This is a genomic window from Pseudomonas sp. Q1 (assembly GCF_009935975.1).
In the GTDB taxonomy this organism is placed as follows: Bacteria; Pseudomonadota; Gammaproteobacteria; order Pseudomonadales; family Pseudomonadaceae; genus Aquipseudomonas; species Aquipseudomonas palleroniana.
Genome location: NZ_QODI01000002.1, coordinates 202,002 through 221,261, shown reverse-complemented (window position 1 = coordinate 221,261; position 19,260 = coordinate 202,002). Strand labels below are relative to the sequence as shown.

The following is a 19,260-nucleotide window of genomic DNA, read 5'->3' as shown; positions in this document are numbered from 1 at the left end:
CTATGCGTACGGAATTCGGCGCAGTCTAATCAGGCCGCAGCCACCTTACAATGGGTCCTGCTGGCGTTGCGATGTCATCTAAGAGAAAAAATGTCGACGTAAGTTCCGCTAATCCTACGAAGAGCCTCACCAACAGCACACTAAAACAGCCAACGCGCCCACTTTTCGAGGCGCTGCAACCTTTTTAGCACGCTTTTCGACACTGGGCACTGACCTGCAACAACTTGCGCTGGACGGCAGCATTTGGCGCTATGATGGCGCCCTTGAACCCGAATACGAGAGACATAGATGTCAGAACCAAAAGGCGTTAACGGCTATCTGATCACCCAGCGAGCAGACGGCTGGCACCTGATCAACTTCCATGGCGACAGCGTCGCCGGTACATTTGCGACCGAGCGCGAAGCGATCCAGGTTGCCGAAGTGTTTGTGGATGAGGCCGGTCACGCGTCGAGCAAAAAGCCGAAGGGCAAGTAAGCCTCGCCTACTTGCACACAAAGCCCCGTTGAACGGGGCTTTTTTTGTGTTTGTCTGTACCTAGGTGGCAGTTAGCTATAATCTGCTGCCAACGCCCCACGACAGTGTCAGCGCTCCTCCAACACCCTCGACGACGACCCCACTATGAACAAATTCCTGGCACTGATTGCGGTACTGGCGCTGGCCGGCTGTACGACCACCTCCGATACCTACCTGAAAAACGGCGAACAAGGCTTGACCATCGATTGTTCGGGCGAGGCCAACTCCTGGGCCAGTTGCTACGAGAAAGCGGACGCCTCCTGCGCAGGCACCGGTTACCGCATCGTCGGCACCGAAGGCACGCCTTCCTTGAACGAAAGCGACAAGACCCTGGGCAAAGACGTGGGCAACTTCAAAAGCCGCAGCGTCGTGGTCGTGTGCAAATAAGCGGCGCGACTACAGGTGAACTTCGGCGAACTTGATGCCCAAACCGCGCAATATCTCGATCAGGTCATCCAGTCGCGGGAATGACTCGACTTCATCCTGTTCGTCGACCAGGAAGTAACTGCGCCCCCCGCTTTTCTTGAAGAACACAATCCACTCACCCAGGTCGGCAGGGTTCTGGATGACGTGGGTAGCCGAAATCTGGCCCTCGGCGTAGCGGGCCTTGACGTGTTCACGCTTCATGACAGGCTTTCCAAAAAAGACAAATGCCGCGCAGGCCCAAGGGCTTGAGCGGCATTCTTGCGTTGATTGCCCGCCAGTTTAACGGATGCCCTGCCCGATCAGCACGCCTGCCGCGTTCGACACTGCCGGAAAGTGTGTGGCTACCACATGAATTTGAGCTCCACGCCCAAGTAGTTGCTGTCGTCACCTCCCGCATTGCGCAACGTATCGCCCACTACATAATGAACCGCCTCAACTGCACCCGACAGGTTGCGATTGAATGCATAGTCCATACGCACTTGGTCGTAGTAACCCGTCCAGCGCCCACCGCGCCCCGCCGTTCCAGCTACCGGCAGATTCGGTTGGGTGTACACCGCATCCTCAGTCGTTTGGCGCCAGAGCATGCCCACAGCCGTCTGGATAGACAGGTCGGAAATCGGCCGTATCGTTACAGACGGCTTGACGTGGATAAGGTTGCTATAGCCGGTGTAACCGGCCAGCGAGAAGTAGTAGCCATTCGGGAACAGAGGGTTGAACGTGCCGAGGGTGCCATCGCCGGCGTGACGGTCACCGGAAGCGGCATCGAACTGCAGCCCGAGCCGTGGCGTCCAGGGCACAGACTGCAAGGTGTAGCCGAAACGGCTACCGCCGCCCCAGGCGCGGATGTCCTTGGAACCGACCGTACCGGTTTGAACCATCGCTTCCACGTCCCAGTCGTACGCCCCTTCGGTACCGGCGGTGCGGGCATCGAACAGGTGCCGGGTCTCGTCACCTTGCGCGTCGAGATAACTTGCCTGGCGTTGTTCGTACAACCCGTAGTAGGCCGAAAGCTCATTCTTGTTGTCGAGCTGGCGCTCAACTCGGAGCATATGAAACGCCACGTCGGCGTTGGACTTGTCATCGAAGTGGCGGCCATCCAGGTACTGGACGGGGTGGCTGGCCAGGCCAATGAAGCGCCAGTTGCTTGTCTCCCAGTCGGCCCATACGGCATCAAACGACTGCCGAACGTTCGGACCGTCACGCGAAGAAATAAAGCGCTGCAAGTCAAAGGCAAAATCCTGCCGCCCCACCCGCGCCTTGAAGGTGTGATCAGGCGTCTTGTCAACGTACTCGACAAAGGCCAAGCGCATATCCAGACGGTTCTGGTCAGCCCCGCCGATGGTTGTCTTATCGAAGGCGCGGGCATCTTCCAACTCGGTAAACACACGCCAATGTTCGTTCAAATGCAAATCGGCATGCACCTGCAGTCGCTGAATCAACCACGAGTCACGCTTGCGGTTACCGATACCAAAGCCATTGGCGTCATTGAGTTCAAACCGCTCCCGCAGCGTCAAGCCAAACGATAGATAACGCTGCGGGTCCGTATCCGACAGCGACAGGTATTTGAGACCGTCTAACGGCTCGGTTCTCAACGAAGGGTTTTGAAGGACCGACCAGTCCTCCTGCCAACGGTTGGTTTTAAGCACAGGACGTTCAGGCGGCTCGGCGCCGTAGCCGCTGGAAACCCCCAGCGGCCACAGCACGGCCAGAACCCAGGCATACACGCTATGCGAAGGACGGCTGTTCATACGTTACTTCTTCGCGAGCGACTGGTGTATTTCAGCAACGTAACCACCGGGGAACTCCACCACGGCGGATTGGCGATCAGGCTCCGCCTTGGGTTCTATCAACAGTTGGGCACCGGAGTCCTTGGCCTTCGCGAGCGTGGCCGACAGATCCTTCACCTCATAACCGGTCGTTTCACGGCCGTACGGGTAAGGCAGGTGCCCGTCGGTGACGAACATCACCATCTTGCCGAAATCGGATTCAAGCTTTACGCGGCGGATCGTCTTGCCGGGCTCCCCGACCACCGCACCGTCGAGATGTTTTTCATCCGCCACGACTTTGCCATGAGAGAAACCCGTGAAACTTTTGATAAAGGCATCGGCGCGTTGCTCGGAGAGATATACCCGGTTTTCAGGAATGCTCTGAAACGCAGCGTAATTGGGTGCCTTGCTATGCCAGTAAAGCTGCATCGTCACGCCACCGGGCCATTGCACCACGGCGTCGCGACCGATCGGATCGGGAAAGTCGTGCACGATCACGTCCGCGCCGTGTTTCTTTGCTTCGGCGAGAGCGACATCCATATCCTTGACGAGATAGCCGTTACGCTCGGCGCCAAAGGGGTAAGGAACCGGCGTGGTGAAACCAAACAGCGACACGGTGCCGACGGGTGTCTGCACCAGTTGTGAAGTCGTACTGCTGGGGACGGGCAGCACGTTTACCACGACCTGCGGGGTGCTTTGGCCGCCGAAGGTGGCCACAAAGCTTTTCACAAAACGATCCACATCGCCCGGCGCTACATAGACATGGCTGGTGTCGTACTGGGCTCCGACCGCAGGGCCGGTGGAAGCCTGAGCGGAAAGGGATACCGCCATCCCGAGGACGACCGGCAGAAGAAGTTGCTTGAATGAAGGAGTCATAAAGATGCCCTTGACGATTTAGGAGGTTCAGCGCCAGCAAGCGTAAGAAGCGACCGCAATCGTCGATAGGACGTATGTGCGCAGTAATATGAAAATTTATTCATCTGCAAAAAAAAGCCTGGTGCAGCAACAGCAGCACCAGGCTTTTCTTATCGGGTTCAAGTGTTTGAGCAAGCGGCGGCTCAGCCGGAAATGCAATCCTCCCCGGCTTTCTTGATATCGCCTGGGCGGATCGGCACATTGGACATGCTTTCATAAAGCTTGATGCTGCTGCCGCTGGAACGCTCTTCAATCTCGAAGATCGCCGAAGGATCCGAGGAGAATTTCTGCGGCACAATGACCTGCACGCCATCCTTGTGCGGTTCAATCTGCGGCGGCCGGCGGGTGGCTGCGAGTTTACGCACGACACAGGCAGCATATTCCGGTGGTTTTTTCCCTGAGATGACGACCAAGGTGGGCGGGGTCTGCTTGATATCCGCAACCGAAGCACACCCACCCAGCGCCAGGGCCAAAACCAACACACTCCATTTCATACTTAAACCTCCGATAAAGACCCTACTGACAGCGGATATAGGAATTTTCTCCCACCAAAGTAGGATTTATCCCTAAAAACTCGGTAAATAACTGTTTTAAATTGTCGAAGTCGTCGACGACGGCCCGATAATAAACGCGCTGGGGCTGATAAACTCTATCTTAACCTACGTATCATTCTGATTTTTCAGAAAAAGCCCTTCTGGAGACCCCCATGAAATTCATTCATCAGCGCGAGCACCTCAACGAGGGAGACATTGTCGTCATCGAATGCTCGCAGACTTGCAATATCCGCCTGATGAGCGACGCCAATTTTCGCAGCTTCAAGAATGGCGGCCGCCACACCTACCACGGCGGCGCGTTTGACAAATTCCCGGCGAAAATCACCGCGCCCAGCACCGGCTTCTGGAACATCACCCTGGATGTGGTCACGCGCCGCGCCATCAGCGTGACCCGTAAACCCGCGCTGTCCCACAAGATTCGCATCGTTCGTCGTACCAGCTCCAAACTGAGCTGATCCGGATAACCGACAGGAAAAAGCTGTGACCACCACGACCAAATACGTCATCAAGTACAAGCTCAACGGCGAACGTCGCTTCGAGTTCGCGCAACTGCACAGCAACAGCGTGGAAGAAGCCAAGCAAGCCCTGGCAAAAATCCATGATGCCGGTGATGTCGTCACCGACATCACGGTGAGCAAGGCGCTGTAAGCCATGACTGCCGACTTGTTCGCCGATGACGCCCTGCAACAACCCAGGGGACGCGAACAAATTGGCGCAGAATCCTATGTGCTCAGGGGCTACGCCCTACCCTGGGTTGAGCGTCTACTGCCTGAGCTGCGTCGGATATTGGCGCAGTCGCCGTTTCGCAAAATGGTAACGCCCGGCGGCTTTACCATGTCGGCGGCCTTGAGCAGTTGTGGTGAGCTGGGCTGGACCACCGACAGCAGCGGCTACCGCTACAGCCCCGTCGACCCGCGCAGCCAAACCCCGTGGCCGGCGATGCCGGATGCCTTGCGCGAACTGGCCGCCCTGGCAGCAACGGAGGCCGGCTTCCCCGACTTCGCACCCGACGCGTGCCTGATCAACCGATATGTGCCCGGAGCCAAGATGTCCTTGCACCAGGACAAGAACGAGCGTCGTTACAACGCCCCCGTCGTTTCAGTGTCCCTGGGGCTGCCGGCGATTTTTCTGTTCGGCGGCCATGAACGCGGCGACAAGCCCCAAAAAGTCTCGCTGTTCCACGGTGATGTGGTGGTCTGGGGCGGCGTCGATCGCTTGCGCTTTCATGGGGTGATGCCGATCAAAGAGGGCGTGCACTCGGTGATGGGCCCGCAGCGGATCAACCTGACCTTTCGCACCGCCGGCTGATTTGACCGCAAGTTTGAGAGTGTCGAGCCCGACCTACGCCGCTAAGCTGCCCGTGAATCGTCAAGAGTGCAGGTCATGAACAACGAACAAGACCCCCGCTGGGCGGCCATTGTCGCCCGCGACGCCAAGGCCGACACGCTGTTTGTCTACGGCGTGAAAACCACCGGGGTGTACTGCCGCCCCAGCAGTGCTTCGCGCCTGCCGCGCCCGGAAAATATCGAATTCTTCGACAGCCCTGCCCTCGCCGAAGCCGCCGGCTACCGCCCCAGCAAACGCGCCTGCGCTGACCAGACCCAATTGGCCGCCCACCATGGGCAACTCGTCGCCGCCGCATGCCGGCAAATCGAACAGGCCGAAACACCCCCCAACCTGGAAGCGCTCGCCAGCCAGGCCGGGTTGAGTTCATTCCACTTTCATCGCGTGTTCAAGGCGGCCACCGGCCTGACGCCCAAGGGCTACGCCAGCGCGTTGCGCTCGCGCAAGGTTCGCGACGGTTTGAAAGGCCAGCACTCGGTGACCGATGCCCTGTACGACGCCGGCTTCAACTCCAGCAGCCGCTTCTATGAGGCCGCCGACCAACTGCTTGGCATGACCCCGCGCGACTTCAAAGCCGGTGGCACCAACAGCACCATCCACTTTGCCGTTGGCCAATGTGCACTCGGAGCCGTGCTGGTGGCGCGGAGCCAACGAGGGGTGTGCGCCATTTTATTGGGTGACGATCCGGACAAGTTGGTGCGTGATCTGCAGGACCAGTTCCCCAAGGCCGAACTCGTCGGCGCGGATCGTGAGTTTGAGCAATTGATCGCCCAAGTCGTGGGCTTCATCGAAGCGCCGGCCGTGGGCCTGGATCTGCCGCTGGACCTGCGCGGCACTGCGTTCCAGGAGCGGGTATGGCAAGCGCTGCGCGAAATTCCGGTGGGCGCCACCGCCAGCTACGCGCAGATTGCCAAACGCATCGGCGCGCCCAAGTCTTTTCGTGCGGTGGCCCAGGCCTGCGGCGCCAACAGCCTCGCGGTGGCAATCCCTTGCCATCGCGTGGTCCGCAGCAACGGCGAGCTGTCGGGCTACCGTTGGGGCGTGGAGCGCAAGCGGCAGTTGCTGGAGCGGGAAACCGCTGCGCGTCCCCTTCATGAAATACCCCTGACGTCCAGTGAATAAAACAGACTGGCCGAGTGCCAAGGGCCCTGCTAAAACAGCGCAACGTCTTACTCACGCTGGAGACACGTCCCATGAGCACCTGGCCAGACACGCGCATTCTCGAACTGCTGGGCATCGACGTGCCCATCATTCAAGCCCCGATGGCCGTGGGTACCACCACCGCAATGGTGATCGCCGCCAGCCAGGCCGGCGCGTTGGGCTCGATGCCTGCTGCGGCGTTGAGTCTGGAACAACTGCGCGAAGCCTTGACCACGCTTCGTCAAGCCGGCGTACGGCCCATCAATGTCAATTTCTTCTGCCATCAACCACCCGCGCCCGATGAGGCGCGTGACCGCCGCTGGAAGGCGTTGCTGGAGCCTTATTACCGTGAGCTGGGCGCCGACTTCGATGCCCCCACCCCGGAGTCCAATCGCTCCCCTTTCAATGAGGCTGCCTGCGAAGTGGTCGAAGAGTTCCGCCCGGAAGTGGTCAGCTTCCACTTCGGCCTGCCGGAAAAGCGCTTGCTTGACCGCGTAAAAGCTACCGGTGCCAAGGTACTTTCTTCGGCCACCACGGTAGAGGAAGCCATATGGCTGGAACAACGTGGTTGCGATGCGATCATTGCCATGGGTGTGGAAGCCGGTGGGCACCGTGGTTTGTTTCTCAGTGACGACCTCAATACCCAGATCGGCCTGATGGCCCTGGTCCCGCAAATCGTCGACGCCGTGAAGGTGCCCGTGATTGCCGCCGGTGGCATTGGTGATGCGCGCGGTATCGTGGCGGCGTTCGCGCTTGGCGCTGCGGCGGTGCAGATTGGCACCGCGTACCTGTTCACCCCCGAAGCCAACGTCAGCGCATCCCATCACCATGCACTGCGCAATGCCCAAGCCAGTGAAACGGCGCTGACCAACCTGTTCACCGGCCGACCGGCGCGCGGCATCGTCAACCGGGTGATGCGCGAGCTGGGGGCGATCAACCCGGCGGCTCCGGCATTCCCCAGGGCCGGCGGCGCCTTGATGCCGCTCAAGGCCAAGGATGAAGCGGGTTTCAGCAACCTGTGGTCCGGCCAGGCATTGCGCCTGGGCAAAGAGATGTCCAGTTATGCGCTGACGCGCGAATTGGCCGAGCAGGCGCTGGCCAGACTCCAGAGGAACTGACCCCCGAGGCGACTTTGCACTGTACCGGCGATGGCTAACCGCTATATATTCCCCTACATAGCGGTAACGCCTTCTACCTGAGACTCGCCGTACTACCCAAGGAGCTGCTTCATGATGATCCGCGCCTCTCGCCTGGCCCCCCTTGTCGCCGCCATGGCGTTCAGCACCGCTCACGCTGACGAAGTGCAAGTGGCGGTGGCCGCCAACTTCACTGCACCGATCCAGGCGATCGCCGCCGACTTCGAGAAAGACACCGGCCACAAACTGGTCGCCGCCTATGGCGCCACCGGCCAGTTCTACACGCAGATCAAGAACGGCGCGCCGTTCGAGGTGTTCCTGAGCGCCGACGATACCACCCCGCAAAAACTCGAAACCGAAGGCGACACCGTCAAGGGTTCACGCTTCACCTACGCCGTCGGCACCCTGGCCCTGTGGTCGGCCAAAGCAGGCTACGTGGACACCAACGGCGATGTGCTGAAGCAGAACGCATTCAAGCACCTGTCCATCGCCAACCCGAAGACCGCCCCCTACGGCCTGGCCGCCACCCAAGTGCTGGCCAAGGAAGGCTTGACCGACAAGGTCAAGGACAAACTCGTCGAAGGCCAGAACATCACCCAAGCCTACCAGTTCGTGTCGACCGGCAATGCCGAACTGGGCTTTGTCGCGCTGTCGCAGATCTACAAAGACGGCAAAGTCACCAGCGGTTCGGCGTGGATCGTTCCGGCCTCCCTGCATGACCCGATCAAACAAGACGCGGTGATTCTCAACAAAGGCAAAGACAGCGCCGCTGCCAAAGCCCTCGTCGAATACCTCAAAGGCGCGAAAGCGGCTGCGGTGATCAAGTCCTACGGTTACGAGCTCTAACTGCATGCCACTGTCGAGTGCCGATTTTTCCGCTATCGGGTTGACCCTAAAGCTGGCGTCGCTGACCACGGTGATCCTGCTGATCATCGGCACTCCGATCGCCCTATGGCTGTCGCGCACCCAATCCTGGTGGCGCGGCCCCATTGGTGCGGTTGTGGCGCTGCCGTTGGTGCTGCCGCCGACAGTGATCGGTTTTTACCTGCTGCTGGCCCTGGGTCCGAACGGCTATGTGGGCCAGTTCACCGAATGGCTGGGCCTGGGCACCCTGACCTTCAGCTTCGCCGGGCTGGTGCTCGGCTCAGTGATCTACTCCATGCCATTCGTGGTGCAGCCGTTGCAAAACGCGTTCTCCGCCATTGGCACTCGCCCACTCGAGGTCGCCGCGACCTTGCGGGCCAACCCCTGGGACACCTTCTTCACGGTGATCCTGCCACTGGCTCGCCCAGGCTTTATCACCGCTTCGATTCTCGGTTTTGCCCACACCGTCGGCGAATTTGGCGTGGTGTTGATGATCGGCGGCAATATCCCCGATAAAACCCGCGTGGTTTCGGTACAGATCTACGACCACGTCGAAGCGATGGAATACGCCCAGGCCCATTGGCTGGCCGGCGCCATGGTGGTCTTCGCATTCCTGGTATTGCTGGCGCTCTACTCCAGCCGTAAAACCAAGATGGGCTGGAGCTGATCGCGATGATGGAGGTACGCCTGCAACTGGCTTATTCGGCTTTCGCCCTGGATGTGGACCTGCATCTGCCTGGCCGTGGCGTCACGGCGTTGTACGGGCACTCCGGTTCCGGCAAGACCACCTGTTTGCGCTGCATCGCCGGGCTGGAACGGGCCGCAGACGGGTTTATCCGGATCAACGATGAGGTCTGGCAGGACAGCCGCAAGGGCGTGTTTGTGCCACCGCATAAACGCGCCATCGGCTATGTGTTCCAGGAGGCCAGCCTGTTCCCGCATTTGTCGGTGCGCGCCAACCTGGAGTTCGGCCTCAAGCGCATCCCACGTGCGCTGCGCCGGGTGGATATGGCCCACGCCACCGAACTGCTGGGTATCGGCCATCTGCTCGACCGCCACCCGCAGCACTTGTCCGGCGGCGAGCGCCAGCGCATCGGCATCGCCCGTGCGTTGCTGACCAGCCCGCAATTGTTATTGATGGATGAGCCGCTGGCAGCCCTGGACAGCCAGCGCAAAAATGAAATCCTGCCGTACCTCGAACGCCTGCACGATGAGTTGGAGATTCCGCTGCTCTATGTCAGCCACGCCCAGGATGAAGTCGCGCGGTTGGCTGACCACCTCGTGCTGCTCAGCGACGGCAAGGCGCTGGCCAGCGGCCCTATCGGTGAAACCCTGGCACGACTCGATTTGCCCATGGCCCTGGGCGATGACGCCGGTGTGGTCATCAATGGCGCCGTCAGCGCGTATGACGCGCACTACCAGTTGCTCACGCTGCAACTTCCCGACAGCGCGCTGTCGATGCGCGTCGCCCATGCACCGCTGGCACCGGGCAAACAGCTGCGTATCAAGGTGCAGGCGCGGGACGTGAGCCTCAGCCTGCAAGCCGAAGAACACAGCAGTATCCTCAACCGCTTGCCCGTGACGGTCACCCAGACGATTGAGGCGGATAACAGCGCCCATGTGCTGGTGCGCCTGGACGCCGGGGGTACGCCCTTGCTGGCGCGTATCACGCGATTCTCCCGCGACCAGCTGCAACTGCGCCCTGGCCAGACACTGTGGGCACAGATCAAGGCGGTGGCGGTATTGGCCTGAGCGGCCTCCGCACAAGTTTTTGGCACCACCGCACAGGGCCGCGGTCAATCAGACATACCGGCCTGATCCGTTGCCAAGGAACCTGCACCATGCCCGACTCTGCGCTGCCCGCCGATCTACCCCGCGACCTGCATTACGTTGACGACAGCCAGCCCGGCATCCGCCGTAAAACGCTGCGGGGCAAGTTCCAGTATTTCGATGTGCAGGGCAAGCGCATCACCGATGCCGATGAAATCAAGCGCCTGAACGCCCTCGCCGTACCGCCCGCCTATACCGATGTGTGGATCTGCGCCGATCCGCGTGGTCACTTGCAGGCAACCGGGCGGGATGCCCGGGGCCGCAAGCAATACCGGTATCACCCCCGCTGGCGCGAAGTGCGCGACAGTGACAAATACGCTCGGCTGCAAGAGTTCGGCAAGGCCCTGCCCAAGCTGCGCAAACAGTTGGAGGCACAGATCGCCGAACCCGGCTTCACCCGCGAAAAAGTCCTGGCCACCGTGGTCATGCTGCTGGACGCTACGCTGATCCGCGTGGGCAATACGCAGTATGCGCGGGACAACAAGTCCTATGGGTTGACCACCCTGCGTAATCGTCATGTGGACGTCAAGGGCAGCGAAATCCAGTTTCAGTTCCGTGGCAAAAGCGGTGTCGAGCACCAAGTCAGTGTCAAGGACAGGCGCCTGGCCACGGTGGTCAAACGCTGCATGGAGCTGCCGGGGCAAAACCTGTTTCAGTATCTGGATACAGACGGTGAGCGCCATACCGTCAGTTCCCACGACGTCAACGCCTACCTGCACAGCCTCACCGGCGCCGACTTTACCGCCAAGGACTATCGCACCTGGGCCGGCACCGCCCTTGCGTTGGCGGTGCTGCGTGACCTGGAATGGCAGCCGGAATCCGACGCCAAGCGGCATGTGGTGGCCATGGTCAAGAGTGTGGCCAAGCAGTTGGGCAACACGCCGGCGGTATGCCGCAAGTGCTACATCCACCCGGCGGTACTGGAGCATTTCAGCCTGGGCGAACTGTCCAAACTGCCCAAGCCACGGGTGCGCCAGGGCCTGAAAGCGGAAGAGGTCGCCCTGGCGATGTTTCTTGAGCAATTGGCCGCCGACTTGCCTAAGAACGCCAAGGCAGGTTAGCCTTTGCCCCCCTTCTGATTTACGGGATGACCGCCGACGTGAACCACTAAGCCTTCCAAAATGTATCTGCAACGAGCCGCCTGGCGCGCTTGTTGGCCTGTTCGACATTTTTTTGGAGGTGCTGATGACTGACGTCAACCGGCTGCCCGTACTCGTTTCCCTGCAACACGTGTCTTTCCAGTTCGCCAATGGCGATACCTTGCTGGAAGCTATCAACCTGTCCATCGATCACACGCCGACCGGGATTGTCGGGCGTAATGGCCGTGGCAAAAGTGTCCTCGCCAAGCTGATCGCCGGTGTGCTCCAGCCCTCCTCCGGCACACTCGACGGCAATGCCCGTGTGGCCTATGTCGCGCAGAGCCTGAGCGTCCAACCCGGTGAAAGCATCGCCCAGGTCACCCGCACCGCCGAAGGCTTGGCCGCGCTTGAGCGTATGGCATCGGGTGAGGCCCGCGCCGATGACTTCGAGCGGATTGATGAGCGCTGGGACCTGGCCGAACGCCTGCGCGCGGCGCTGGATGGGGCGGGCTTGCAAGCGCTGGGCTTCGATACGCCGGCCGCTCAACTGAGTGGCGGCCAACTGGCCCGCGTCGCAGTGATCGGCGCGCTGTTGGCCGCTCCGGATTTGCTGGTATTGGATGAGCCCACCAACCACCTCGACAGCCTGGGCCGCGACTGGCTGCTGCGCATCCTGGGCCAGTGGCGTGGTGGCCTGGTCGTCGTCAGCCATGATCGACAGTTGCTCAACACCTTGGGGCGCATCGTCGAGCTTTCCCCGCTGGGCATGCGCGTCTATGGCGGCAACTACGATGCTTACCGCCAGCAACGCGACACTGAACAACACGCAGCGGTTGCAGCCCTGGAGCACGCCAGGCTTGAACGTAGCCGCGAACGCAAGCGCCTGCAAAAGGATCACGACAGCCTGCAGCGCAATGCCGCCCGCGCGCGCAAACACGCAGAAACCGCCAACGTTGACCGGTTCACCAAGGCCCGCTGGAAAGGCGCCGCCACGGAAATCGTCAGTACCGTACGCAGCGCCCACCACGCGCATAAACACCAACTCGACCAGCAGGTGCGCCAAGCCTACGAACGCGTCGTGGACGAGACGCCCACTCTGCTCGCCCTGCCCGGTTCAAGGCTGCCCAATGGTCGACACGTGGTGACGCTCGAACAGGCCCAATTGCCGTGGCTCGATGCGCAGCAGTCTTCTACCTACGTCACGTTGAACCTGATGGGGCCTGTGCGCGTGGCGGTACGCGGGCCGAACGGTTGCGGCAAATCCACCCTGCTCAAACTGCTTGCGGGGCACTGGAGGGCGGTCGGCGGCGAATGTGTGGTGCACGTCACCCACGCGTATATCGACCAGCATCTGGCGCTACTGGACGACCGACGCTCCATCGTCGAACAGCTGAACCTGCTCGACACGCCGCTGGCCGAAGCCGAACTGCGCACACGCTTGGCCTTGCTGCAACTGGATGCGCAGCGCGTCACCCAGCCTACCGGCCAGTTAAGTGGCGGCGAGCGGTTGAAAGCTGCAATGGCGATTGCCTTGTGGCGCGAAATCCCGGCGCAACTGTTGTTGCTGGACGAGCCCACCAACCATCTGGACCTGGAATCGGTGCTCGCTTTTGAGCAGGCGCTGCGCGGCTTTACCGGGGCCATGTTGGTGGTGTCGCATGACGAGGCGTTTGTACAGGCGCTCAGGCCGACCCATCGGTTGGACTGGCATCCGGCGGGCTGGCGACTGGAATCTGTCTGAGGTCATTGCGCCAACCCGCAAAGCCTCTTACGGTAGTGGCCGAATAATCTCATCGAGGAGCCCGCTCCATGCTGCCTTCGTCCCGCACGCCCTACGCCAATGCCGCGCTGGCCCATCGCCAACGCTGGCGTGGCCGGGTCGGCTTGTTGCTGGTGGCCAGCCTTTCGGTGCTGGCCGGCATGACCGATGCCATCGGCTTCATGGCCAGCGGGGACTTCGTGTCATTCATGAGCGGCAACACCACCCGCCTGGCCGTGGCGATGGGCGCCGGTGATCTGGGCCTGATCGGGCGCCTGCTGTTGTTGATCGCCACGTTCGTCATCGGCAACGCCTTGGGTGTCGTGGTCAGCCGCCTGGGCCGTCGGCATGCCCTGCCCTTGCTGTTGTGTATCGCCGTGCTGTTGAGCGGCGCCGGCTTATGGCCTTTCGCCGATACCTTGCCTGCCTTGCTGGCGGCGATCACCGCCATGGGCATGCTCAATGCAGCCGTGGAAGAGGTCAATGGCCTGCCCGTGGGGCTGACCTATGTGACGGGGGCACTGTCACGCTTTGGTCGTGGGCTGGGCCGCTGGATGCTGGGCGAACGACGCAACGGGTGGCGGGTACAGTTGATCCCGTGGGCCGGGATGTTTGTGGGGGCGGTGATCGGCGCGGTGCTGGAGCACCAATGGGGGCTGAAGGCGCTGCTGGTCAGCGGTGCATTGGCCATATTACTGGGCCTGGTATCGCTGAGGATTCCCCGGCGCTGGCACTTGGGCTACATGCCGCGATAACGAGCAAAGAGGCCCGCCCGACGTTTAGGCCTCGACATCCGTGTACCGGTAAAGAGCCATCACGTCGAGCGAGCGGATGAATAATAAGCCAATGCTCGGCGCCTGTCGCGCCAGGCATTTCTGAATAATTCTAAAGCAACGGACTACAGGCAGGTCGCGAGGGCGGCCTGGCGACGCTTGGCAGGCATCGTGTCTTCGGCTGCGTAATACTTGACGGTAGAGCCGGCACCCGCGGCGCGCACGTCTACAAAATAGGCACCGTCAGTGGTGTACACCGTGAAACCATCTGACTCCAACGGCTCCTTGAAGCCTCCGGCGTCCACGCCGAACACCGCCTCGTCCTGCCAGCCGAACTGCACGCATTGGGCAACTACCAACGGGGCCTTGTCCGAAGCCAGGGTTTTATAGGGCTGGCCTGCACGCGCCTCTTTCATCTTCGTGCCGGCGCAACCGGACAGCGCCGCCGCCATCATGACGCCCATTACTACCTTACGCATGCCATCGCCTCCATGGAAAAACCGCGACTGTACCACCGCCGCAGGCTTAACTGACGCGCACATGAACTTTGTTTCACGGTAAAAGCACAATGCGCCATCTATAGTTGCCTGGCTCATTTTTAAGAAGTCTTCCTTCTGCCCGCCCTCCCGCGGGCATTTTTTCGCCTGCGCTTCAGAAGTACCAACGAAACAGATAGAACAGCGCCATGCTCAGCAACACCGTGATCAGCACGCTGCGCGTCCAGAACATCAGCGCCACCGCGCAGATACCCGCGAGCAGATAAGGGTTGGTCGGGCTCAGGTTGAGCCGGTGATCGGCGAGAAAAATGATCGGCCCGCAAATCGCCGTGAGCATGCCCGGCACCGCAAACCCGAGGAACTCTCGGGCGCCGCGATTAAGGCGCACCGGCAGACGCGGCTCGATAAACAGGTAACGGTTGAAAAATACCACCAGGCCCATGGCGACTATCATCAAGTAGATCATGCCTGCCCTACCCCCAGCCGCTTGCACGCATAGCCTGCACTCATGCCCAGCAAGCCCGAGACCACCACCGCCGACTCCCAGCGCAAAAAGCTCAACCCTACCGAGCACAACAGCGAGATCGCCACGCAGACCACCGTCGGTACGTCGCGCACCACTGGGGTGATCAAGGCAATGAAGGTCGCCGCGATGGAAAACTCCAACCCCAGTTGATCAAGCCCGGGGATGCTTTTGCCGAGCACGATGCCGGCCAGGGTAAACAGGTTCCAGGCGATGTAAAACGTCAGGCCGACGCCCAGGGCATACCAGCGGTTGAATGTTTCACGGTCATAGTGGTTGACCAAGGCGAAGAACTCGTCGGTCAACAGAAACCCCAGGCTGATGCGCCAGCGTGTATTGAGCGCCGAGAGTGTCGGGCGCATGTGCATGCCATACAGCAAATGCTGGGACGTCAGCAGCAGCGTGGTCAGTACAATGGATATCAGGCTCGCGCCACTCTTGACCATGCCGATCGCCACCAGTTGCGCGGCACCGGCAAAGACAATGGCGGACAAACCCTGGGCTTGCAGCGGCGTGAACTGCGCGTCGATTGCCATGGAGCCGGCGAGCAGCCCCCAGGGCGCACAGGCCAGGGATAACGGAATAACCGCGATTGCACCGCGAGCGAAGGCGTAATGAGGTAAGGCGGCAGGCATGGAAACGGCTCATCGACAGAGGGTCGACAAGCATGCCAGTGTCATACAGGGGCTGTCTTGAACGATCTTGCTCAGGCGAGTTTTACCGATACCTGTTCGACCGAGTCTCGCGCTTCGCGCAGCTCGTAGGCGTCCTGGTTGAGCCGGTGAATGGTGTTGAGCAGGCGTTGGCGCAGCACTTCATCGCCGACTTTTTCGACGGCACGCATCAAGTCAAACGCCGCGGTTTCGTTATTGTCCGCGACGGAATCAAGGGTCTTGCGCAGGTTGCGAGTGGCACGGGTCACGCGGGATCTTCCTTCATGAGCAATGGGCAGGCACTTTAGGACATTCATGTTTCATTTTAATTTCAATCACTTGTGTGTCGATTGCGGTGGATTTGATCCACGTCAATGGTTTCAGGGTTTGACCTCGCAACGCGCCTACCCGTCGGCGTAATTGTTCCCACACAAAGACGAACTTTGCTCACGCGAACTGATCCATGCCTTGGATGACAAAGTGCCATGGTTGGCGCAGCGACGCGTAGCGTCTGGATACAATAGGCCCAACACCATAACCGGCCGGCACCTGTTGCCGAGCCATCGGAGCGTTCATTCATGCTTGTCGCCGTTGCGATTTTTCTCTTCACCATCATCCTGGTCATCTGGCAGCCCAAAGGGCTGGGCGTCGGCTGGAGCGCCACCTTGGGGGCAATCCTGGCCCTGGCCTGCGGAGTGATCAGCCTGTCGGACATCCCGGCGGTGTGGCACATCATCTGGAACGCCACCGGTACGTTTGTGGCGCTGATCATCATCAGCCTGTTGCTCGACGAGGCCGGCTTCTTTGCCTGGACCGCGCTGCACGTGGCGCGCTGGGGCCAAGGGCGTGGGCGGCGGTTGTTTGCCTATATGGTATTGCTCGGCGCACTGGTGTCGGCACTGTTCGCCAATGACGGCGCGGCACTGATCCTCACGCCCATTGTGATGTCGATGCTGCTGGCGTTGCGATTCTCTCCGGCAGCGACCCTCGCCTTCGTCATGGGCGCCGGGTTTATCGCGGACACGGCCAGCCTGCCGCTGGTGGTGTCGAACCTGGTGAACATCGTCTCGGCGGATTACTTCAAGATCGGTTTCAACCAATACGCCGCCGTCATGGTGCCGGTGAACCTGGTCAGCGTCGCGGCCACCCTGGCGGTGCTGCTGTGGTTCTTCCGCCGCGACATTCCACAGGCCTACAACCCAGACGACCTGGAAGACCCGGCCAGGGCCGTTCACGACCGTGCGACCTTTCGCGCCGGTTGGTGGGTACTCGGTATTTTGCTGATCGGTTGCTTTGCCCTGGAGCCGCTGGGTATTCCCATCAGTGCGATTTCTGCGGTGTGCGCGGTGCTGCTGTTGGTCATCGCGGCCAAAGGCCACAAGATCTCCACGCGCAAGGTGCTCAAGGAAGCCCCCTGGCAGATCGTGATCTTTTCCCTGGGCATGTACCTGGTGGTCTACGGGCTGCGCAACGCCGGCCTGACGACCTACCTGGCCACCTGGCTGGACACCTTCGCCACCTACGGGGTGTGGGGGGCGGCGATGGGCACCGGCGTGCTCACCGCGTTGCTGTCATCGGTCATGAACAACCTGCCGACGGTGCTGATCGGTGCCCTGTCCATCGAGTCCAGCCATGCGGTGGGCGTGATCAAGGACGCGATGATCTACGCCAACGTGATCGGCAGCGACCTGGGCCCGAAAATCACGCCTATCGGCAGCCTGGCCACCTTGTTATGGCTGCATATCCTGGCGCGCAAAGGCATCACCATTACCTGGGGCTACTACTTCAGGGTCGGGATCGTACTGACCCTGCCGGTGCTGTTGATCACCCTGGCCGCGCTCGCGCTGCGCTTGAGTGTCTGAACACTTTCGCAGCCTGGGTCAGCTACGTATGCTAAGGCGCAACCCACTGCCGAGCTGACCCGATGAACGCGATGCAACACGCCTGGCTGGGCCACTACGAACTCACCAGCACCCGCTGCACCGGCCTGTCCTTTGCCCGTCACAGTCACGATGAATGCGTGATCGGCGTGAACCTGGTCGGCGAAGAGAAAGTCTGGCTCGACCGTCGCGAATTCCAGGCGGGCCCGGGCAGCATCACCCTGTACAACCCGGGCCAGATTCAGGGCGGTGGCGCTGCCGAGGGCGCTCCCTGGCAGTTTGTCAGCGTGTACGCCATGGCAGACCAACTGGCCACCGACCTGGGCCTGGCACAGTTGGAGTTTGATCGTGCCCTGTGTTTTCAACCGGAGCTGGCGCAACGCCTCGCGACGGCGGTGAAAGGCGCATTGAGCGGCGATGCCTTGGTCCGCGAACTGAATGAAGAAGCGCTGGTACTGCTGCTCGGCGAGGTGGTCGGTTGCAGTGGTGTGCGCCTGCAAGGGAGTGCACCGGCGGGAAAACCCATGATCAGCCGCGCCCAAGAGTTGCTCGCTGCGCAACTTCATCAGACGCTGCCTCTGGAACACCTTGGCGATGAGTTGGGGCTGTCCAAATTTCATCTGTTGCGGGCCTTCCAGAAAGAGACCGGCTTGAGCCCGCGGCAATGGGCCATGCAACTTCGCACCCGGCGCGCCAAAGGTCTGCTGCGCAGGGGGCTGCAACCCTGCGAAGTGGCCCAGGACCTGGGTTTTGCCGACCAGAGCCACCTCAATCGGCATTTCCGGGCCGCCTATGGCATCACTCCCGGCCGTTATCAAAACCTGTTGCAGCGCTGAAATCGCAATCTGGTCCAAGACGATAGCGCCATCCGCTCGCACACTGCCTGCCATCACTTCTGGGAATTCAGGCATGTTGACGATCTTTTTTTACGCACTGGTATTCGGTTTTGTGTTTTGCCTCTCACCCGGTGCGGTGCTGGCGGAGACGTTGCGCCGGGGTTTGCTTCAGGGGTTCACCCCGGCCTTGCTCGTGCAGGCCGGCTCTCTGGTGGGCGATGCCGTGTGGGCGGTTATCGGCCTGACCGGTATCGCCCTGCTGATCCAGCATGACGCCGTGCGCATACCGCTGACGGTGGTCTGCGCGCTGTACCTGGCCTGGCTGGGCGTGCGCGGCTTGATCGACGCCTGGCACTTGCCGCAAGCGCAAACCGTGCCTGCACGTTCAGGGCAGAATGCGCTGGCGGTAGGCGCAGCCATCTCCCTGGCCAACCCGAAGAACATTGTGTATTGGGGCGCCCTCGGCAGTGCATTGTCGGGCATCGTCGGCACTACGCCCAGTCATGCGCAGACCCTGATGTTTTTTGCCGGTTTCATGCTGGCGTCGGTGTTGTCGTGCTTTGTGGTGGCTACGCTGGTCAACCTGTTGCGCAAGAACGCATCGGCGCGCTGGCAGCGGGTCAGTTATGGCACCTGCGGATTGGTACTGTTGTATCTCGCCTATCTCGCGGCATTGGGCGTATGAAGTTATATATATCGCAACTTTCCCGTGCCTCTTGTCTGAATGAACTCTGAACGCCGGATCATTTAATTAATCATGCGTTGACATTTT

At 60.8% G+C, this 19,260-nt stretch carries 24 protein-coding genes; 16 read left to right on the top strand and 8 right to left on the bottom strand.

Features of this window, described 5'->3' with window-relative positions; genetic code table 11:
* The first annotated feature begins 288 nt into the window (after positions 1-288).
* Together DK870_RS04020 and DK870_RS04015 are read left to right on the top strand one after the other, a co-directional pair.
* Entirely contained in the window at positions 289-474 is a 186-nt protein-coding gene (locus tag DK870_RS04020) for a hypothetical protein (RefSeq protein ID WP_060752969.1), read from the top strand.
* A 144-nt stretch (positions 475-618) separates the two neighbouring features.
* Complete coding sequence (locus DK870_RS04015; protein WP_060752968.1) at positions 619-900, top strand: hypothetical protein; 282 nt, start codon at positions 619-621, stop codon at positions 898-900.
* 9 nt (positions 901-909) lie between these two features.
* Here the strand turns inward: DK870_RS04015 and DK870_RS04010 are convergent, their stop codons facing one another.
* The 4 genes from DK870_RS04010 to DK870_RS03995 all read right to left on the bottom strand — a co-directional run bounded on the left by DK870_RS04010 (position 910) and on the right by DK870_RS03995 (position 4,114).
* The gene (locus DK870_RS04010; RefSeq protein WP_060752967.1) at positions 910-1,140 is read right to left on the bottom strand and encodes a hypothetical protein; all 231 of its coding nucleotides are present in this window, start codon (positions 1,138-1,140) and stop codon (positions 910-912) included.
* Between the two features lie 140 nt (positions 1,141-1,280).
* The gene (locus tag DK870_RS04005; RefSeq protein WP_060752966.1) at positions 1,281-2,687 is read right to left on the bottom strand and encodes an alginate export family protein; all 1,407 of its coding nucleotides are present in this window, start codon (positions 2,685-2,687) and stop codon (positions 1,281-1,283) included.
* Between the two features lie 3 nt (positions 2,688-2,690).
* Positions 2,691-3,581, bottom strand: coding sequence for a glyoxalase (locus tag DK870_RS04000; RefSeq protein ID WP_161548007.1), 891 nt, complete (start codon positions 3,579-3,581; stop codon positions 2,691-2,693).
* Between the two features lie 182 nt (positions 3,582-3,763).
* Positions 3,764-4,114 carry a hypothetical protein gene (locus DK870_RS03995; protein WP_060752964.1) on the bottom strand — a complete coding sequence of 117 codons (351 nt, stop codon included), beginning with the start codon at positions 4,112-4,114 and terminating at the stop codon, positions 3,764-3,766.
* 212 nt (positions 4,115-4,326) lie between these two features.
* Between DK870_RS03995 and DK870_RS03990 the strand changes: the two genes are divergently transcribed.
* The 11 genes from DK870_RS03990 (at position 4,327) to DK870_RS03945 (ending at position 14,081) form a co-directional block, all read left to right on the top strand.
* A complete protein-coding gene (locus tag DK870_RS03990; RefSeq protein WP_003191319.1) occupies positions 4,327-4,629 on the top strand; it encodes a DUF1883 domain-containing protein in 303 nt (100 codons plus the stop codon).
* A 25-nt stretch (positions 4,630-4,654) separates the two neighbouring features.
* Positions 4,655-4,822: a hypothetical protein gene (locus DK870_RS29310; RefSeq protein ID WP_178126854.1), complete on the top strand. Its 168-nt coding sequence runs from the start codon at positions 4,655-4,657 to the stop codon at positions 4,820-4,822.
* Positions 4,823-4,825: 3 nt separating this feature from the next.
* Positions 4,826-5,482, top strand: coding sequence for a DNA oxidative demethylase AlkB (gene alkB, locus DK870_RS03985; RefSeq protein ID WP_161548006.1), 657 nt, complete (start codon positions 4,826-4,828; stop codon positions 5,480-5,482).
* 75 nt (positions 5,483-5,557) lie between these two features.
* Complete coding sequence (gene ada, locus DK870_RS03980) at positions 5,558-6,640, top strand: bifunctional DNA-binding transcriptional regulator/O6-methylguanine-DNA methyltransferase Ada (protein WP_161548005.1); 1,083 nt, start codon at positions 5,558-5,560, stop codon at positions 6,638-6,640.
* Positions 6,641-6,711: 71 nt separating this feature from the next.
* Positions 6,712-7,776: a nitronate monooxygenase family protein gene (locus tag DK870_RS03975; RefSeq protein WP_161548004.1), complete on the top strand. Its 1,065-nt coding sequence runs from the start codon at positions 6,712-6,714 to the stop codon at positions 7,774-7,776.
* A gap of 111 nt (positions 7,777-7,887) precedes the next feature.
* Complete coding sequence (gene modA, locus DK870_RS03970; protein WP_161548003.1) at positions 7,888-8,640, top strand: molybdate ABC transporter substrate-binding protein; 753 nt, start codon at positions 7,888-7,890, stop codon at positions 8,638-8,640.
* Positions 8,641-8,644: 4 nt separating this feature from the next.
* On the top strand, positions 8,645-9,325 hold the full coding sequence (gene modB, locus DK870_RS03965; protein WP_090370951.1) for a molybdate ABC transporter permease subunit: 681 nt from the start codon (positions 8,645-8,647) through the stop codon (positions 9,323-9,325).
* A 5-nt stretch (positions 9,326-9,330) separates the two neighbouring features.
* Entirely contained in the window at positions 9,331-10,410 is a 1,080-nt protein-coding gene (gene modC, locus DK870_RS03960; RefSeq protein WP_161548002.1) for a molybdenum ABC transporter ATP-binding protein, read from the top strand.
* A gap of 89 nt (positions 10,411-10,499) precedes the next feature.
* Positions 10,500-11,549, top strand: a complete 1,050-nt coding sequence (locus DK870_RS03955) for a DNA topoisomerase IB (protein ID WP_161548001.1) — start codon at positions 10,500-10,502, stop codon at positions 11,547-11,549.
* 124 nt (positions 11,550-11,673) lie between these two features.
* On the top strand, positions 11,674-13,308 hold the full coding sequence (locus DK870_RS03950) for an ABC-F family ATP-binding cassette domain-containing protein (protein ID WP_161548000.1): 1,635 nt from the start codon (positions 11,674-11,676) through the stop codon (positions 13,306-13,308).
* A gap of 68 nt (positions 13,309-13,376) precedes the next feature.
* Positions 13,377-14,081, top strand: coding sequence for a YoaK family protein (locus DK870_RS03945; RefSeq protein WP_090370944.1), 705 nt, complete (start codon positions 13,377-13,379; stop codon positions 14,079-14,081).
* Between the two features lie 143 nt (positions 14,082-14,224).
* On the opposite strand, the gene DK870_RS03940 is transcribed toward DK870_RS03945, so the two are convergent.
* From DK870_RS03940 to DK870_RS03925, 4 genes are all read right to left on the bottom strand, one after another.
* Complete coding sequence (locus DK870_RS03940; protein ID WP_060752954.1) at positions 14,225-14,578, bottom strand: hypothetical protein; 354 nt, start codon at positions 14,576-14,578, stop codon at positions 14,225-14,227.
* 172 nt (positions 14,579-14,750) lie between these two features.
* A complete protein-coding gene (locus DK870_RS03935) occupies positions 14,751-15,062 on the bottom strand; it encodes an AzlD domain-containing protein (RefSeq protein ID WP_060752953.1) in 312 nt (103 codons plus the stop codon).
* Positions 15,059-15,754 (bottom strand): AzlC family ABC transporter permease, encoded by a 696-nt coding sequence (locus DK870_RS03930; protein WP_060752952.1) that lies wholly within the window; start codon positions 15,752-15,754, stop codon positions 15,059-15,061. The genes DK870_RS03935 and DK870_RS03930 overlap by 4 nt, the downstream gene beginning before the upstream one ends.
* Positions 15,755-15,825: 71 nt before the next feature.
* Positions 15,826-16,041: a hypothetical protein gene (locus DK870_RS03925; RefSeq protein ID WP_060752951.1), complete on the bottom strand. Its 216-nt coding sequence runs from the start codon at positions 16,039-16,041 to the stop codon at positions 15,826-15,828.
* A gap of 309 nt (positions 16,042-16,350) precedes the next feature.
* Here DK870_RS03925 and DK870_RS03920 point away from each other — a divergent pair, with 309 nt between their 5' ends.
* The 3 genes from DK870_RS03920 to DK870_RS03910 all read left to right on the top strand — a co-directional run bounded on the left by DK870_RS03920 (position 16,351) and on the right by DK870_RS03910 (position 19,173).
* Complete coding sequence (locus DK870_RS03920; RefSeq protein WP_161547999.1) at positions 16,351-17,634, top strand: arsenic transporter; 1,284 nt, start codon at positions 16,351-16,353, stop codon at positions 17,632-17,634.
* Between the two features lie 62 nt (positions 17,635-17,696).
* Positions 17,697-18,488: an AraC family transcriptional regulator gene (locus tag DK870_RS03915; RefSeq protein WP_161547998.1), complete on the top strand. Its 792-nt coding sequence runs from the start codon at positions 17,697-17,699 to the stop codon at positions 18,486-18,488.
* Between the two features lie 73 nt (positions 18,489-18,561).
* Positions 18,562-19,173 carry a LysE family transporter gene (locus DK870_RS03910; protein ID WP_161547997.1) on the top strand — a complete coding sequence of 204 codons (612 nt, stop codon included), beginning with the start codon at positions 18,562-18,564 and terminating at the stop codon, positions 19,171-19,173.
* Positions 19,174-19,260: the final 87 nt, after the last annotated feature.